The 15,094-nt window shown below is 70.3% G+C and carries 17 protein-coding genes; 5 read left to right on the top strand and 12 right to left on the bottom strand.

The window, feature by feature from the left end; genetic code table 11:
• Window positions 1–101: 101 nt before the first annotated feature.
• From FVP77_RS03690 to thyX, 8 genes are all read right to left on the bottom strand, one after another.
• Window positions 102–629, bottom strand: coding sequence for a CinA family protein (locus FVP77_RS03690; RefSeq protein WP_147893300.1), 528 nt, complete (start codon window positions 627–629; stop codon window positions 102–104).
• Window positions 626–1,195, bottom strand: a complete 570-nt coding sequence (gene pgsA, locus FVP77_RS03685; RefSeq protein WP_147893299.1) for a CDP-diacylglycerol--glycerol-3-phosphate 3-phosphatidyltransferase — start codon at window positions 1,193–1,195, stop codon at window positions 626–628. The genes FVP77_RS03690 and pgsA overlap by 4 nt, the downstream gene beginning before the upstream one ends.
• A complete protein-coding gene (locus tag FVP77_RS03680) occupies window positions 1,195–3,831 on the bottom strand; it encodes an FtsK/SpoIIIE family DNA translocase (RefSeq protein WP_147893298.1) in 2,637 nt (878 codons plus the stop codon). Before FVP77_RS03680 ends, pgsA begins: the two co-directional genes overlap by 1 nt.
• 50 nt (window positions 3,832–3,881) lie before the next feature.
• Complete coding sequence (locus FVP77_RS03675; RefSeq protein ID WP_147893297.1) at window positions 3,882–4,373, bottom strand: GNAT family N-acetyltransferase; 492 nt, start codon at window positions 4,371–4,373, stop codon at window positions 3,882–3,884.
• Between the two features lie 45 nt (window positions 4,374–4,418).
• On the bottom strand, window positions 4,419–6,095 hold the full coding sequence (locus FVP77_RS03670) for a ribonuclease J (protein ID WP_147893296.1): 1,677 nt from the start codon (window positions 6,093–6,095) through the stop codon (window positions 4,419–4,421).
• Window positions 6,096–6,169: 74 nt separating this feature from the next.
• On the bottom strand, window positions 6,170–7,147 hold the full coding sequence (dapA, locus tag FVP77_RS03665; protein WP_147893295.1) for a 4-hydroxy-tetrahydrodipicolinate synthase: 978 nt from the start codon (window positions 7,145–7,147) through the stop codon (window positions 6,170–6,172).
• 136 nt (window positions 7,148–7,283) lie between these two features.
• Window positions 7,284–8,048, bottom strand: coding sequence for an SDR family NAD(P)-dependent oxidoreductase (locus FVP77_RS03660; RefSeq protein ID WP_147893294.1), 765 nt, complete (start codon window positions 8,046–8,048; stop codon window positions 7,284–7,286).
• Window positions 8,049–8,055: 7 nt separating this feature from the next.
• Window positions 8,056–8,805: an FAD-dependent thymidylate synthase gene (gene thyX / locus FVP77_RS03655; RefSeq protein ID WP_147893293.1), complete on the bottom strand. Its 750-nt coding sequence runs from the start codon at window positions 8,803–8,805 to the stop codon at window positions 8,056–8,058.
• Between the two features lie 103 nt (window positions 8,806–8,908).
• On the opposite strand from thyX, the gene FVP77_RS03650 reads away from it, so the two are divergent.
• The 4 genes from FVP77_RS03650 (at window position 8,909) to FVP77_RS03635 (ending at window position 11,313) form a co-directional block, all read left to right on the top strand.
• On the top strand, window positions 8,909–9,346 hold the full coding sequence (locus tag FVP77_RS03650) for a TlpA family protein disulfide reductase (RefSeq protein ID WP_147893292.1): 438 nt from the start codon (window positions 8,909–8,911) through the stop codon (window positions 9,344–9,346).
• Window positions 9,339–9,872 carry a DUF4395 domain-containing protein gene (locus FVP77_RS03645; RefSeq protein WP_147893291.1) on the top strand — a complete coding sequence of 178 codons (534 nt, stop codon included), beginning with the start codon at window positions 9,339–9,341 and terminating at the stop codon, window positions 9,870–9,872. The genes FVP77_RS03650 and FVP77_RS03645 overlap by 8 nt, the downstream gene beginning before the upstream one ends.
• 117 nt (window positions 9,873–9,989) lie before the next feature.
• Complete coding sequence (locus tag FVP77_RS03640) at window positions 9,990–10,415, top strand: OsmC family peroxiredoxin (RefSeq protein WP_147893290.1); 426 nt, start codon at window positions 9,990–9,992, stop codon at window positions 10,413–10,415.
• Window positions 10,408–11,313: a TIGR01777 family oxidoreductase gene (locus FVP77_RS03635; protein WP_147893289.1), complete on the top strand. Its 906-nt coding sequence runs from the start codon at window positions 10,408–10,410 to the stop codon at window positions 11,311–11,313. The genes FVP77_RS03640 and FVP77_RS03635 overlap by 8 nt, the downstream gene beginning before the upstream one ends.
• A 7-nt stretch (window positions 11,314–11,320) precedes the next feature.
• Here FVP77_RS03635 and FVP77_RS03630 read toward each other — a convergent pair whose 3' ends face one another.
• Both FVP77_RS03630 and dapB read right to left on the bottom strand, forming a co-directional pair.
• Window positions 11,321–11,770, bottom strand: coding sequence for a tetratricopeptide repeat protein (locus tag FVP77_RS03630; RefSeq protein ID WP_147893288.1), 450 nt, complete (start codon window positions 11,768–11,770; stop codon window positions 11,321–11,323).
• Window positions 11,767–12,597 carry a 4-hydroxy-tetrahydrodipicolinate reductase gene (gene dapB / locus FVP77_RS03625; RefSeq protein ID WP_147893287.1) on the bottom strand — a complete coding sequence of 277 codons (831 nt, stop codon included), beginning with the start codon at window positions 12,595–12,597 and terminating at the stop codon, window positions 11,767–11,769. The genes FVP77_RS03630 and dapB overlap by 4 nt, the downstream gene beginning before the upstream one ends.
• A 30-nt stretch (window positions 12,598–12,627) precedes the next feature.
• Between dapB and FVP77_RS03620 the strand changes: the two genes are divergently transcribed.
• A complete protein-coding gene (locus FVP77_RS03620; protein WP_147893286.1) occupies window positions 12,628–13,098 on the top strand; it encodes a GNAT family N-acetyltransferase in 471 nt (156 codons plus the stop codon).
• A 91-nt stretch (window positions 13,099–13,189) separates the two neighbouring features.
• Here the strand turns inward: FVP77_RS03620 and FVP77_RS03615 are convergent, their stop codons facing one another.
• Both FVP77_RS03615 and FVP77_RS03610 read right to left on the bottom strand, forming a co-directional pair.
• On the bottom strand, window positions 13,190–13,792 hold the full coding sequence (locus tag FVP77_RS03615) for a histidine phosphatase family protein (RefSeq protein ID WP_147893285.1): 603 nt from the start codon (window positions 13,790–13,792) through the stop codon (window positions 13,190–13,192).
• A 79-nt stretch (window positions 13,793–13,871) separates the two neighbouring features.
• The gene (locus FVP77_RS03610) at window positions 13,872–14,897 is read right to left on the bottom strand and encodes an aldo/keto reductase (protein WP_147893284.1); all 1,026 of its coding nucleotides are present in this window, start codon (window positions 14,895–14,897) and stop codon (window positions 13,872–13,874) included.
• Window positions 14,898–15,094 lie beyond the last annotated feature (197 nt).

Raw genomic sequence — 15,094 nt, 5'->3', positions numbered from 1 at the left:
ACCTGCTCTGCAAATCTAGCGCCGCGCGCTGGACAAAGGGTGGGAATCGCCGAATGTAACGGAGCGGAAACACGTTCTGTTCCCGCTGCGCGCCGCGGATCTCACAGCGCCGCGAGAGTGCGGCGCACCGCGATGCGCGCGGACTCCTGCCGGATGGCCTCGCGGTCGCCGGTCAGCGCCAGGGAGTCGACACGGGTGCCCAGCGGCGTCGAGATCGCGATGTGCACCGTCCCCACGGGTTGTCCGTCGGGAGAGTCGGGGCCGGCGATACCCGTCGTCGCGATGCCGACGTCGGCGGGCCGCCCATCGACGGTCAACGCGGTGCGCACGCCCTTGGCCATCTGCCGAGCCACGCGGGGGTGCACGGCGCCATGGGCGTCGAGGAGAGTGGGATCCACGCCCAGCAGCGACTGCTTGATCGCCGAGTCGTACGCCACGATGCCTCCGCGCAGAACGCGCGACGCACCGGGCACCCCGACCAGCGACGAGACGACCAGCCCGCCCGTGAGCGACTCGGCCACGGCGATGGACCAGCCGAGCTCGGCGAGCCGGTCGATCAAGCGCGCAGCGCTCTCCAGGGGGTCGCGAACGAGCGTCGCCTCGAGATCGTCGGGCAGCCCGTCGATCACGCGGTACGACGCTTCCGAGCGCCGCGGACCTCGGACACGACGTAGTCGAGACCGCTCGCGATCGTGAGGATCACCGCGGCCCACATCGTGACGATGTTCAGCCACACGATCCAGTCGCCCACGACCGCCGCGAGCGGCAGGAGTGCGAGAGAGAGCGCGATCGACTGGGCGACGGTCTTCAGCTTGCCCATCCATGCCGCGGCCAGGACGTGATCGCTCACCACCATGAACCGGTAGACCGTGATGCCGATCTCTCGGATGAGGACGATGATCGTCACCCACCAGTCGAGCTCGCCCAGGATCGACAGACCGACGAAAGCGGCGCCCGTGAGCACCTTGTCGGCGATCGGATCGAGCAGCTTGCCGAGGTCGGTCACGATGTCGTAGCGGCGGGCGATGTACCCGTCGATTCCGTCGCTCGCGATCGCGACGATGAACAGCACGGCCGCCCACCAGCGGAGAGCGCCATCGGCACCACCGTCTGCGAGCAGCATCCAGAGGAAGACCGGCGCGCACAGGATGCGCACGATCGTGATCGCGTTCGGGAGTTGACGGGGCACGGACATCAGTCTCTCCCGGTCAGCTGCCACATGTCTTCATCGCCCTCGTCGCCGTCGACGACCTCGAGCCCTTCGAACTGCGCATCGACCGGGTCGGCGGCCGGAGCCTCCTGACCGCGGAGGCGCGCGAGCACGGCGGGGAGCTGCTCGTTCGTCACGAGCACGTCGCGGGCCTTGGACCCTTCGGACGGGCCGACGATCTCGCGCGACTCCATAAGATCCATGAGACGCCCGGCCTTGGCGAACCCGACGCGGAGCTTGCGCTGGAGCATCGAGGTCGAACCGAACTGGGTCGACACGACCAGCTCGGCCGCAGCGAGCAGGAGTTCGAGATCATCGCCGATATCGGCATCGATCTCCTTGCGCTCGGCGGATGCGGCGACGTCGGACCGGTACTCGGGCCGCGCCTGGTTCGTGACGTGGGCGACGACCTTCTCGATCTCGGACTCGCTCACCCAGGCGCCCTGCACGCGCAGCGATTTGTTCGCGCCCATCGGCAGGAAGAGCGCATCGCCCTGGCCGATGAGGCGGTCGGCGCCGGGCTGGTCGAGGATGACGCGCGAGTCGGTCACGCTGGTGACCGCGAACGCGAGACGCGAGGGCACGTTGGCCTTGATGAGGCCGGTGACGACGTCGACCGACGGCCGCTGGGTCGCCAGCACGAGGTGGATGCCGCTGGCACGGGCGAGCTGGGTGATGCGCACGATCGAGTCCTCGACGTCGCGCGGGGCCACCATCATCAGGTCGGCGAGCTCGTCGACGACCACCAGGAGATACGGGTAGGGCTTCAGCACGCGCTCGCTACCGACCGGGAGCGTGACCTCGCCGGACACGACGGCCTTGTTGAAGTCGTCGATGTGGCGGTACCCGAACGACGCGAGGTCGTCGTACCGCATGTCCATCTCCTTCACGACCCACTGCAGCGCTTCGGCCGCCTTCTTCGGGTTCGTGATGATGGGCGTGATCAGGTGCGGCACCCCCGCGTACGAGGTGAGCTCGACGCGCTTCGGGTCGATGAGCACCATGCGCACCTCGGAGGGCTTGGCGCGCATCAGCAGGCTGGTGATCATCGAGTTCACGAAGCTCGACTTACCCGAACCGGTCGAACCGGCGACGAGGAGGTGAGGCATCTTTGCGAGGTTGGCCACCACGTAGCCGCCGCCGACGTCCTTGCCGACGCCGATCGTCATGGGGTGAGTGGATGCTGCGGCGTTGCCGGAACGGAGCACGTCGCCCAGCGTGACGATCTCGCGGTCGGCGTTCGGGATCTCGACGCCGATCGCACTCTTTCCGGGGATCGGCGCGAGGATGCGCACCTCGTTCGAGGCGACGGCGTACGCGATGTTGTTGGTGAGCGCGGTGATCCGCTCGACCTTCACGCCGTGGCCGAGCTCGATCTCGTACTGCGTGACGGTCGGGCCTCGCGAGAAGCCGGTGACCCGGGCGTCGACCGAGAACTGCTGGAGCACGCTCTCGAGCGCCTTCACCACCGCATCGTTCGCCGCGGAGCGTTCCTTGTGCGGCGGGCCGGCGGCCAACGCCGTGTCGGAGGGCAACCGGTAGTCCGACGTGGGCGGCATTCCCGCACTGTCGCCGCCGAGCCCGGAGATCGTGCCGAGCTCGTCGTCGGCGCCGTCGGAATCGTCGCGCAGGCTCACGGCCGCGGTCGGCGGCGTCGCGATCGTCGGCCGCGCGAACACCTCGGTCAGCGCGTCGGGCATCGGCGGGAGCGGTGGGGCCTCCGGCGCCTCGAAGACCTGCTCGAAACCGCCCTCGGACTTTCCCGGGGTGAGCAGTTCGGTCAGATCCTGCGAGCCGAGCGAACCGTCGGCGTCTTCTTCACGTCCTGATCGGTTGCGCCGCCACCACGGGCGTGCGTCGCGGCCGGACTCCTCGTCGTCGGTGTCGGCGGCGACGCCGGCGGACCGATCGGCCGGCGTCGCGCGCTCGGCGTCGAACATCCAGGCGTACAGGTCGCCGAGACGGGTGCCGATGCGGTTCGGCGGGGTCTTGGTCAGGATCAGGATGCTGAGGATGCCCAGGAGCGAGAGCACGATGCCGGCACCGATCGGGGTGATGAGCATCGCCAGCGGTTCTCCGGCCATCCAGCCGAAGAGGCCTCCGCCCGAGCTGAGCGCGGGAAGCCCGGCGCTGGGCTGCGGACGGTCGCCGAGCACGTGGCAGAACCCCGCCACCGCGATGACGAAGAGTGCGAAGCCGATGCCGATGCGACCGTTGTCGTGCACGGATGAGGGGTGGCGGAAGAGCCACCCCGCGAGCATCAGCAGCAGGACGGGGAAGACGAACGCCTCACGACCGATGAGACCGCCGACCGAGTAGGCGCTGATGGCCGCGGCGACATCGGAGCCGATGAAGAACCACTCGACCGTCGCGCCGGCGGCAGCGAGCAGCACGAGGAGGAAGGGCAGGCCGTCGCGGCGCTGCTCCTTCTCGAGGTTCTCGGGGCCGAAGGCGCGGAAGACACCGCCCACCGCGTGGGCGACGCCCAGCCATGCGCGGACGGCGACGGCCGGCTTGTCGGACTCGCCGACGTACTTCTTGGGTGCGGGCGCGGGTTTGCGGGCGCGCGAGGCGCCCTTCGCGGGCGCGCGACCGCTGGTCGCCGGGGTACTGCGGGGCATGCCTCCACGGTAGGCGCGACCTACGACGTTTGCCCGGAACGACGCGGCTATCAGCGCAGGAGCTTGACCATGGTGTCCCGGCCGATGCCGCTCTGGGTGACCGCGAAGCCCTCCGAGCGGTAGAGCACGGCGGCATAGTTCCCCCGCTCGACGCTGAGGCTCAAGCGCGCGTAACCGCGGGCCCGCGCCTCGTCGGCGAGGCGGTGCAGCAGCATCCGTCCGATCCCGTGCGCCCGCCAGATCGGACGCACGCCGATGACGAGCTCGGGCACGCCCGTGCCGACGTAGCCGAATCCCGGCTCGCTGCGCGGGAAGAGCCGGAACCATGCCGCACCGACGGCCTCGCCCGTCGCCACCTGGGCGACCACGCCCGCATCGGCCGGACGCATCCAGCCGGTGAGGTACCGCTGATAGTCGGCGGAGGTGAGCACCTCGTGCCTCGGACGCGCAGCCCCGTCTCTCCAGTTCGCGGCCTCGACGACCATGTCGGCCAGGAACGCGCCGTCGGACTGCGTGGCGGCACGAACGACGAAGGCGGGCATGCCCGGAATCCTAGCGATCCCGGGCCTGCCCGCCTCGGCGGATTCCTACGCCTCGATGACGAGGGGCACGATCATCGGTCGACGGCGCAGCGACTGGTTGACCCAGCGGCCGATCGTGCGGCGGACGATCTGCGACAGGGCGTGCGGGTCGCGCACGCCCGACTTGGCGGCCTCCGCGAGAGCGGCCGCGATCTTCGGCTTGACGGCCTCGAACACCGCGGTGTCCTCGGCGAAGCCGCGCGCGTGGATCTCCGGCCCGGTGACGACCCGGCCGGTGGCGGAGTCGACGACGACGATGACCGAGATGAAGCCCTCCTCGGCGAGGATGCGACGGTCCTTCAGGTCGGCGTCGGTGATCTCTCCAACGGTCGACCCGTCGACGTAGACGAAGCCGATGTCGAGCTGTCCGACGACCGTGGCGACACCGTCGCGCAGGTCGACGACGACGCCGTTCTCGCCCAGGATCGTGCGCTCAGCGGGGATGCCCGTCTCCTGGGCGAGCTTCGCGTTCGCCGTCAGGTGGCGGTACTCGCCGTGGATGGGGAGCACGTTCTTCGGCTGGAGGATGTTGTAGCAGTAGAGCAGCTCGCCCGCGGCGGCGTGGCCCGAGACGTGCACCTTGGCGTTGCCCTTGTGCACCACGTTCGCACCGAGCTTGGTCAGGCCGTCGATGACGCGGTACACCGCGTTCTCGTTGCCCGGGATGAGGCTCGAGGCGAGGATGACGGTGTCGCCGGGGCCGGGTTCGATCTCGTGATCGAGGTTCGCCATGCGGCTCAGGACGGCCATCGGCTCGCCCTGCGATCCGGTCGACATGTAGACGATCTTGTCGTCGGGGATGTCGCGCGCCTTCTTGTAGTCGACGAGCACGCCGTCGGGCACCTTCAGGTACCCGAGCTGCTCGGCGATCGTCATGTTGCGCACCATGCTGCGGCCCATGAGTGCGACACGGCGCCCGTTGGCCGCCGCTGCGTCCAGCACCTGCTGCACGCGGTGCACGTGACTCGAGAAGCTCGCGACGATCACCCGGCGCGGGGCCTTCGCGATGACCTGGTCGAGCACGGGGCCGATGCTGCGCTCGGTCGGGGTGAACCCGGGCACCTCGGCGTTGGTGGAGTCCACCAGGAAGAGGTCGACGCCCTCCTCCCCCAGCCGGGCGAAAGCGCGGAGGTCGGTGATGCGGCCGTCGAGCGGCAGCTGATCCATCTTGAAGTCGCCGGTGGCCAGCACCAGGCCCGCGGGCGTGCGGATCGCCACGGCGAGCGCATCGGGGATGGAGTGGTTGACCGCGATGAACTCGAGGTCGAACGGGCCGACCTGCTCGCGCTGCCCCTCCTTCACCGTCAGCGTGTAGGGCTTGATCCGGTGCTCCTTGAGCTTGGCCTCGATCAGCGCGAGCGTCAGGCCCGAGCCGATCAGGGGCAGGTCGCCCTTGCGCTTGAGGAGGTACGGCACGGCGCCGATGTGGTCTTCGTGGCCGTGGGTCAGGACGATCCCGACGATGTCGTCGAGGCGGTGCTTGATCGGCGAGAAGTCGGGCAGGATCAGGTCGACGCCGGGCTGGTGCTCCTCGGGGAAGAGCACTCCGCAGTCGACGATGAGCAGCTTGCCCTCGTACTCGAAGACGGTCATGTTGCGTCCGACCTCGCCGAGTCCGCCCAGCGGGTACACGCGGAGCGTGCCGGGGGCGAGGGCGGGCGGATCGTAGACGGTGGTGGGCATGGATTGCCTCCTCGGGACGCCGCGTGCGCAGCATCCGCTCTCTGTGCCCGCGCGGCTCTTCCGCGCGAGCGTCGTTATCTGGTCGTGCCGTGCACCTTCGGCAGTGCGCCACCGGCAGCGGCGTTGCGGTCGGGGCGGAAGTTGGAGAAATCGGCGCCGGGCACGTCGCGGACGAGGGCGAGCTCGTCCTCGATCGCGGCGGCCTCCCACTCCTCGGGTCCGACGAGCGGCAGGCGCACGCGCGGGCTGCCGATGCGGCCGAGGCCGTGCAGGATGTACTTCGCCGACACGGTGCCGGGCACGTGAGTCATGACGGCACGGACGAGCGGCTCGAGGCGCTGGTGCTCGGCCGTGGCCGTGGCGAGGTCGCCCCGGTTGACCGCATCGACGATCGCGCGGTACGGGGCGGCCGCGATGTTCGCGGTGACGCCGATGAGGCCCGTGGCGCCGATCGCGAGGTGCGGGAGCACGTTGGCGTCGTCGCCGGAGAAGTACATGAGGTCGGTCTGGTTGAGCACGCGGCTCACCTCGCTGAAGTCGCCCTTGGCGTCTTTGATGGCGAGGATGTTCGGATGCTTCGCGAGACGCAGGATCGTCTCGTAGCGGATCGGCACACCCGTGCGCCCCGGGATGTCGTAGAGGATCACCGGGAGGTCGGTCGCATCGGCGACGAGGCGGAAGTGGGTCAGGATGCCCGCCTGGGTGGGCTTGTTGTAGTACGGCGTGACGATCATGATGCCGTCGGCGCCGGCCTTCTCGCTCGCGCGGTAGAGCTCGATGGCGTGGGCGGTCTCGTTCGAGCCGCCGCCGGTGACGATCTTCGCCCGCCCCGCGGCGACGTCCTTGCCGACCTTGACGAGGCGGATCTTCTCGGGGTCGGTCAGGGTCGACGTCTCGCCCGTGGTGCCCGTGACGACGATGCCGTCGGCCCCGGCCGTGATGACGGCGTCCATGTGCTTCTCGACCGCGGGCCAATCGACTTCGCCGTCGGCCGTCATCGGAGTGACGAGCGCGACGAGAACCTGTCCGAAAGGATTGCCCGTGTGCGTCATGGGTCAAGGCTATCGGTCCGCGGACCACAGCCCGGAGGCTGACAGCGCACGGGCGGAGGAGATCTCACCGGCGGAGGACCGGTGGGCTCGACAGCGTCCGCCGCTCATGACACGTCCTCCGGCGATCGCTCCGGAGTCAGCGTCCCCGTTCGGCGGCCCGCATCACCAGCGCATCGGGCAGCACCCGCGACAGCGCGACGAGCGCCTTGTACCGTGCCGAGGGGATCGAGACCGACCGACCGCGCGCGACGTCGCGGAGCGCTTCGGACACCACCGCGGGGGCCTCCAGCCACATCCCGCGCGGAACGCCTTCTTCCCCCGGCGGCAGGCCGAGCCGCTCGTGGAAGTTCGTGTGGACGAATCCCGGGCACACCGCGGTCGCGGTGACCCCTCGGCGGCGATAGCGCTCGTTCGCCCAGCGGCTGAACTGGATGAGCCACCCCTTGACCGCCCCGTAGGTGCCGCGCGGCACGAGGCCGGCGACGGAGGCGACGTTGACGATGCGCCCGCTCCCCCGCTCGAGCATGACCGGCAGCACCGCGTGCATCAGCCGCATCGGCACCTCGACGTGGAGCGCGAGGTGGCGCGCCTCATCGGCGATGTCGTTGGTCTCGAACGAGAGGTCGAGTCCGTACCCGGCGTTGTTCACGAGCATGTCGATCGGATGCTGCGGGTCCCCCAGCCGCGCGACCACCGCGTCGCGCTGGTCGGCGTCCAGCAGGTCGGCGACCAGCACCTCGACGTCGGTGCCGTGCGCACCGCGCACCTCGGCGGCCACGGCATCGAGCGCCGACCGGTCACGAGCGACCAGCACGAGCCCGGCCCCGCGGGCCGCGAGCTGACGGGCGAACTCGGCGCCCAGCCCCGAACTCGCCCCCGTGATCAGTGCCGTGCGTGCCATGGCGTCGCTACGGCGAGACGCGCCCGTTGGCGTTGAAGGCGGCGTGGGTGAGCGGCATCAGCTCGGTCCAGATGGTTTCCATCTTCTCCGCGCACATCTCGATCTCGCGCTGCGGGAACGACGGGAAGTGAGTGCCCTCGACCTTGGTGCGCAGCGAGAGGAAGTTCATCAGGGCGCGCGAGTTCATCGTCACGTACATCGACGAGTAGATGTTCAGCGGCAGCACGATGCGCGCCACCTCGCGGGCGACGCCGGCGTCCAGCATCCGCTGATAGGCGAGGAAGGCGAACTCCGACGCGTCACGGGTGGCGGTGTCGACCAGCGCGTGCTGCTCGGGCGTGCCGGGCAGGAACTCGTACGCACCGGGCTTGCCGACCTGCAGGAGGTTGCGCTCGGGCGCGGGGACGTAGAACACCGGCCGCAGCTCGCGGTATCGGCCCGACTCCTCGTTGTACGAGGCGATGCGATGCCGCATGAACTCGCGGAACACGAAGATCGGCGCCTGGATGTAGAACGTCATCGAGTTGTGCTCGAAGGGCGAGCCGTGCCGGTCGCGCATCAGGTAGTTGATGAGGCCGCGGTCTTTCGCGGTGGCCTCGGTGCCGGCCTGAGCCTCGCCGAGGGTCTGCTCCCCCTGCGTGGATACTCGGGCGGCGAACAACACGTCGGAGTCGCTGGCGCTCGCGCGCACCAACTCCACGGTCACATCGCTGCGGAATTGGATCTCGTTCGCGGGGCTGGCTTCGACGTCGCTCACGGGTGCCACCTTATCCGGCACATCGAGCGCTCTGTTACGCCACTCGCGTCATACCGAGCATCACCGGCCTCCGAGGCCCGCGCAGCCATTAGCGTGGACTGCTATGACTCTCGTCGAAGCCCTGATTGGCCTCGCCGCCCTCCTCGCGGTGGCGGTGCTGGTCGGCGTGGTACTGCAGGTGCGGCAAGGACGCGCCCGATCCCACGTGCGATCCGAGATCGTGGAGCCGCAGCGTCTGGGCGCCGACGGCCTCGGCGAGCAGGCCACGCTGCTGCAGTTCAGCACCGAGATGTGCTCGCGCTGCCCCGGGGTGCACCGCACGCTGGCTGCGCTGGCGTCCGAGCACGAGGGAGTGCGTCACCTCGACGTCGACCTCACCCACCGACCCGACATCGCGCGGCACTTCCAGGTCATGCAGACCCCCACCACCCTCATCCTCGACCGCCGCGGCGCCGTGCAGTCCCGCATCGGCGGGGTTCCCAACCTCCACGTCGTCCAGCTCGAGCTCGCCCGCCTCGCCGAGGAGACCGCCGGTGTCTGACTCCCCCGCCCGTGGAATCGATCCGCGTGGACCCCGCTTCGTCGCATCCGTGACCACCGTGCTGCTCGCGATCGCCGTCGTGCTGTCGCTCACGGGACTGTCGACCCGCGAGGGCGCCGGCGGCTCCGCATGGGCGCTGCCGGCCGCCTCGGTCGCCGAGCGCGTGCTCGACCCGGGTTTCGTTCTGCTGCTCGTCATCGCGCTCCTGTTCGTGTGGGGCGTGGTCTCGCCGCGCACCGCGCCATGGGCGGTGCTGTTCCGCACGGTCGTCCAGCCGCGCCTCGCCCCGCCGCGCGACCTCGAAGACCCCCGCCCGCCGCGCTTCGCTCAGGGCGTAGGACTGTTCGTCGTGACGGTCGGCCTCGTGCTGCAGCTCGTAGGCGTGCCATGGGCGCTCCCGATCACGGCGGCCATGGCCTTCGTCGCGGCCTTCCTCAACGCCGTCTTCGGACTCTGCCTCGGGTGCCAGCTCTACCTGGTGCTCCAGCGCGCGGGTCTGATCGGTCGGGCCCGCCCCGCCGTCTGACACCCGCGAGTACCACGCGCGTTCCTCCGCTGTCGAGGCAGGCCCGCGACGGCCACCCGGTGGCTAGGCTGGCGCTCGAAGCGCCGTGCCGCGCGGCGCGAACAATCGGAGGTCACGATGTCGGTCACCAGCGAAGCCACCACCGCCTGGAAGGGCACCCTGTTCGAAGGTTCGGGATCCGTCGCGCTCGCGTCGTCGGGCGCCGGCACGTTCGACGTCAATTGGAAGGCCCGCAGCGAGGGTTCGAGCGCGGTCACGACTCCCGAGGAACTGCTCGCCGCAGCGCACTCGTCGTGCTTCAGCATGGCGCTCTCCAACGCGCTCACCGAGAACGGCACCCCTCCGGAATCGATCGATGCCACAGCATCCGTCACCTTCAAGCCGGGCACCGGCATCACCGGCAGCCACCTGAACGTCAATGCCGTCGTGCCGGGCATCGACGCGGCGGCGTTCGACGCGATCGCGCAGGACGCCAAGGCGAACTGCCCCGTCTCCCAGGCGCTCGCGGGCATCGAGATCACGCTCGAGGCGACGCTTGCCTGAGGCTCGTCGCGTCGTCGTCGCCGGCGCTTCCGGACTGATCGGCGAGGCCCTCGTCTCCTCGTTGCGCGCCGACGGCATCGCCGTGACGACCCTGGTCCGTCGTCCCCCGACGCGCGACGACGAGGTGCAGTGGCTCGCGGATGCCACTCCCCTCCCGCCGTCCGTCCTGGAGGGCGCCGACGCGGTCGTGGGCCTCAACGGCGCGAGCATCGGGAAGTTCCCATGGACGCGCTCGTACAAGAGCACGCTGCTGTGGTCGAGGATCACACCGACGCGCACGCTCGCCACCGCGGTGCGTGCGCTCGGCCACGAGGCGCCGGCCTTCATCAACGCCTCGGCGACCGGCTTCTACGGCTCGGCGCCGGGCGCCCGTCTCACGGAGACCTCGCCGCGCGGCGAGGGGTTCCTCGCCGACCTCACCGGTGAGTGGGAGAGCGCTGCTCGCGGGGCCGGGGACAAGGCGCGCGTGGCTCTGCTGCGCACCGCGCCCGTGGTGCACGAGCGGGGTGTGCTCAAGCCGCTGCTGCTGCTGACGAGATTCGGGGTGTCCGGCCCGATCGGCCGCGGCACGCAGGTATGGCCGTGGATCTCGCTCGACGACGAGGTCGCCGCCATCCGGCACGTCATCGACCGCGACATCGACGGACCCGTGAACCTCACCGGCCCCACGCGCGCCACGGCGAACGACCTCGGCTTCGCTCTCGCCCGCCGCATGAACCGCCCGTACCTGCTGCGGGCTCCCGTGTTCGCGGTGAAGATGGTGCTCGGTTCCGACGCGACCGAAGGTCTTCTCACGAGCGACGCGCATGTCGTGCCGGAGGCGCTCGAGTCGTCCGGGTTCACCTTCTCCCAGCCGACCGTCGAAGACGCCGTCGCGAACGCGCTGCCCGACGCCTGAGCGGGGTTCAGGCGCGGCGAGCAGCCGACTCGAGCTTGATGGCCGTGCGGATCGCTCCGCGGGCGCGGCGGCGGTCGCCCGATCCGTCGTAGGCCAGACCGAGCCGGTACCACGAGCGCCAGTCGTCCGGGTTCTTCTCGACCTCCGCCCGGTAGGCCGGGAAGACGGCGTCGGCGTCATCACGCACGACCCGGCCGCTGGGGCGCACCTCGAGCTCCTCGGCGGGCAGGGCGTTGTCGGCGGCGAGCCGCTTGCCGAGCTGTTCCGCCCGCACCCCGAACCAGAGTTCGCGTCCGAGGCCCCAGATGGCGACGATCGGCAGCACGATGAGCGCCACGCCGAGGCCGATCCCGACGCCGTCTCCGCTGCTGAGCAGCACCCAGGCGCGCTGGCCGACGAGGCCGATGTACAGCAGCAGGAGAACCGCCATCACGGCGACGCCGATGCGAGCGGTCATGCGTCGGCGGGGCGGTCGAAGGCCGTGGCGCTGGCGACCTGCCCCGGCACGCCCGCGTCGTCGATCGGCTTGGCGGCGCGCTCGCGGGGCGTACGCAGTCCGAGGTCGATGAAGTTGTCGAGACCGACGATGACGCCGCGGGCGTCTCGCGCGGCGGCGAGGGCGATGCAGATGCCCGGGGCGTAGGCGAGCGCCGGCTCGATCGTGTCGTGGACGATCGTGACCGACTCCCCCGGCCCCGACAGAACGGTCTCCTGGCGGGCCACCACGCCCGGGCGGCGCAGCGAGTGGATGGGCACGCTCGCGACCTGCTGTCCCCGTGCGCGCTGGTCGGCGTGGGGCGACTCGACCGGCCCCGCCGACGAGCGCGCGGCCGCGATCATCTCCGCGGTGCGCACGGCCGTGCCGCTGGGCGAATCGATCTTGGTGTCGCGGTGCGCCTCGACGATCTCGATGGACGCGAAGAACGGGGCCGCGGCGGCGGCGAGGGCCGTGCCGATGATCGAGCCGAGCGAGAAGTTCGGGATGAAGACGGCACCCGTGCCCGCCTTCTCGACGAGGGGACGCACGAGCGCGATGCGCTCGTTCGACCAGCCCGAGGTTCCGACGAGAACGTTGATGCCCCGCTCGACGGCGGCGCGCACCACATCGATGGAGACGGCGGGAGTGGAGGCGTCGATCACGAGGTCGGACCCGTCGATCTCTGACAGGTCGGAGCGCGACGTGAGAACGCCGACGACCTCGTAGCCGGGCTCCGCCTCGACGACCTCGCGGATCACGCCGCCGAGCTTCCCCGTACCGCCCACGATGGTCACGCGCGTCGTCATGCCCCCAGACTACGGCGCTACTCTCGACCCATGACCGAGATCCGCCCCGTGCCGGTCGATCACCCCGACGCGCACGGCCTGCTCGAGGAGTACTTCGCCCTTCGGGCGTCCATCTTCCCGGGTGGCACGTACCGCACCGTCTTCCCCGAGGCCGCCACCTTCACCGAGCCCGCGGGCGTCTTCGTCGTCCTCTACGACGGCGACGAGCCCGTCGGATGCGGCGGAATCCGCCGCATCGCCGACGGCCCGCTCGGCACGCGCTACGAGGTGAAGCACCTCTACGTCTGCGACGCCGGTCGCGGTCGCGGCTGGGGACGGATGCTGCTCACCGACCTCGAGGCGAGGGCCTCCGCTCTCGGCGCCGCCGAGATGGTGCTCGACACCCACCACACCCTCGACGCCGCCGGCGCGCTCTACGCGCGGTCGGGCTACGAGCAGATCGACGCCTACAACGACAACGCGAACGCGACGCGCTGGTACGCGAAGGCACTCGGCGCGTAGCATCCGCCTCGAGAAACACGGATCGGCCGACACGCGCCGCCTGGCGAGGTGTTTCAGCCGATCGCGGTGTCTCGCGAAGGCCGCGCGCGAGCTAGACGGGGATGGTCTCGGGGAGGCCGGTGCGCAGCTCGAACGGGAGGTGCGCGAGGTCGTTGTGGGTGAGCATCGACCAGGGTCGCCCCTTGCGCTGCGACAGCACAGTCAGACCGCAGTGCGCCTGGTTGAGGGTCATCCAGCGCCAGTCGGGTGTCTGGAGCACCTCGCGCACGAACCACGCGATCACGAAGTTGTGGGTGATGAGCAGCTCGTGCACCTCGCCCGGCTTGCGCACGAGGAATTCGCTCGTCGCATCCGCCATCTGGGCGCTGCCGGCCTCGACCTCTGCCTCGGTGACGCTGCCGAAGAACGGCTCGTACGCCCCCGGGGTGTCGTCGGTCATGCCCGTCGGGACGCAGTCGAACAGCAGCGCCGAGGGCTGCGGTGAGACGGACGGCAGGCGCTCAGCGACGGCGGCGGCGGTCTGGGCGGCCCGTTCGAGCGGCGAGTGCCACACGGCATCGAGGGGCACCCCCGACAGTCGGTCGGCGATGAGGGCGGCCTGGCGCATCCCCCGCGGCGAGAGCGGACCGTCGGTGAGCCCGTGCTCGGCGTCTTGATGCTCGCCGTGGCGCACGAGATAGAGATAGTGCGTCACGTCAACTCGATTCGTCGTCGGGCGGCGTACTCCGTGCCACGCATTTCAGCCTACGACACGGGTCGCGGCAGCGCTCGGGTTACTCGACGGCGCGCGCGATATCGGCGAGGTGCGCGCGACTCAGCCGCGCTCCGACTCCCTGGATGAGCTCGACGACGTTACCGGGGGCGACCGCGTTCACGATCGGAGCGGTGACGACCTTCTGGGCGAGCAACCACGCGACGGCGACCGCCGCATCGGGGAGGCCGAGCTCGGCGCCCACCGCGTCGAGCGCACGGAGTGCACGGCCTCCGCGGCGGTTCAGGTTCGCGGTCAGCTGCGCACCGCGCACCGACCGCACGACGCTCGGACGCGTGCGGTGCCCCCCGGCGAGGAATCCGTGCTCGAGGGCGTGCGACGGGGTGAACGCCATGGCTTGAGCGCCCGCCACCAGACGCAGGTCGCCGTTGAACTCCTCGCGACGCAGCAGGTTGTACGGCGCGTCGAGAACGGTGATGCGCGGGTAGCCCGCCGACGAGAGGATGCGGGCCTCCACCAACTGCGCGGCGGTGTAGCCGTAGGCGCCCACGGCGCGGACCTTGCCCGATTCGACCAGCCATTCGGCGGTCGCGAGGGTGTCTTCGAGCACCGCACCCCGGTCGCTCGTCGCATCGAGGTACAGGACGTCGATGCGGTCGGTCATCAGGCGCGCGAGGGATGCTTCGACCGCGCGCACGAGCGATACCGAACCGAGGCCCGGGTTGTCGGGGTGACCACCGACGCGAACGGCGACCACGGTGTCGTCGCGCATCCCGCGGGAGTGCAGCCACTGCCCCACGATGTACTCGCTGCGTCCTGCCGAGTAGCTGTCGGCGGTGTGCACCGCGTTTCCGCCGAGCTCCGCGTAGGCGTCGAGGATGGCGTGACTGGAGGCGATGTCGACGTTCCAGCCGAACTCGGCCGCGCCGAGGAAGAGCGGGAACACGCGGAACCCCGAGTCGCCCAGAGCGACGCGCACGGTGCTTCCCAGCGCGGCGCCCTGCACGGGGATCGGAGCGGACGGATGCGGGAATCCGGCTGCGGGCGAGCCGAAGGGCGTCGTACCGCCGACGCTCAACCCCGACATCACGCGACTCCCTGCTGATCGGTTCCGCTGCGGGTGGGTGATCTCGACGTCACGACTCGCCCAGGCTTCCCGCGTACTTCGAGGGTAGAGCAGACAGCGGACGCGCCCTCCGCCCACCCCGCCCGGTCGATAAACATTCGGTAACGCTTTCAGACGGCGAATGCCCGCCCCGCCGAGGCGGAACGGGCATTCACGGT

Origin of the sequence: Microbacterium hatanonis (assembly GCF_008017415.1) — a bacterium.
GTDB lineage: Bacteria > Actinomycetota > Actinomycetes > Actinomycetales > Microbacteriaceae > Microbacterium > Microbacterium hatanonis.
The sequence above is the reverse complement of the archived record's forward strand: the minus strand, read 5'-3'. Positions and strand labels throughout refer to the sequence as shown.

What these genes read in the sequence shown, in the direction of transcription:
- pgsA (WP_147893299.1), bottom strand. Translation starts at nt 1,195, where the DNA reads ATGTCCGTGCCCCGTCAACTCCCGAACGCGATCACGATCGTGCGCATC.
- FVP77_RS03680 (WP_147893298.1), bottom strand. Translation starts at nt 3,831, where the DNA reads ATGCCCCGCAGTACCCCGGCGACCAGCGGTCGCGCGCCCGCGAAGGGC.
- FVP77_RS03675 (WP_147893297.1), bottom strand. Translation starts at nt 4,373, where the DNA reads ATGCCCGCCTTCGTCGTTCGTGCCGCCACGCAGTCCGACGGCGCGTTC.
- FVP77_RS03670 (WP_147893296.1), bottom strand. Translation starts at nt 6,095, where the DNA reads ATGCCCACCACCGTCTACGATCCGCCCGCCCTCGCCCCCGGCACGCTC.
- dapA (WP_147893295.1), bottom strand. Translation starts at nt 7,147, where the DNA reads ATGACGCACACGGGCAATCCTTTCGGACAGGTTCTCGTCGCGCTCGTC.
- FVP77_RS03660 (WP_147893294.1), bottom strand. Translation starts at nt 8,048, where the DNA reads ATGGCACGCACGGCACTGATCACGGGGGCGAGTTCGGGGCTGGGCGCC.
- FVP77_RS03650 (WP_147893292.1), top strand. Translation starts at nt 8,909, where the DNA reads ATGACTCTCGTCGAAGCCCTGATTGGCCTCGCCGCCCTCCTCGCGGTG.
- FVP77_RS03640 (WP_147893290.1), top strand. Translation starts at nt 9,990, where the DNA reads ATGTCGGTCACCAGCGAAGCCACCACCGCCTGGAAGGGCACCCTGTTC.
- FVP77_RS03630 (WP_147893288.1), bottom strand. Translation starts at nt 11,770, where the DNA reads ATGACCGCTCGCATCGGCGTCGCCGTGATGGCGGTTCTCCTGCTGCTG.
- dapB (WP_147893287.1), bottom strand. Translation starts at nt 12,597, where the DNA reads ATGACGACGCGCGTGACCATCGTGGGCGGTACGGGGAAGCTCGGCGGC.
- FVP77_RS03620 (WP_147893286.1), top strand. Translation starts at nt 12,628, where the DNA reads ATGACCGAGATCCGCCCCGTGCCGGTCGATCACCCCGACGCGCACGGC.
- FVP77_RS03610 (WP_147893284.1), bottom strand. Translation starts at nt 14,897, where the DNA reads ATGTCGGGGTTGAGCGTCGGCGGTACGACGCCCTTCGGCTCGCCCGCA.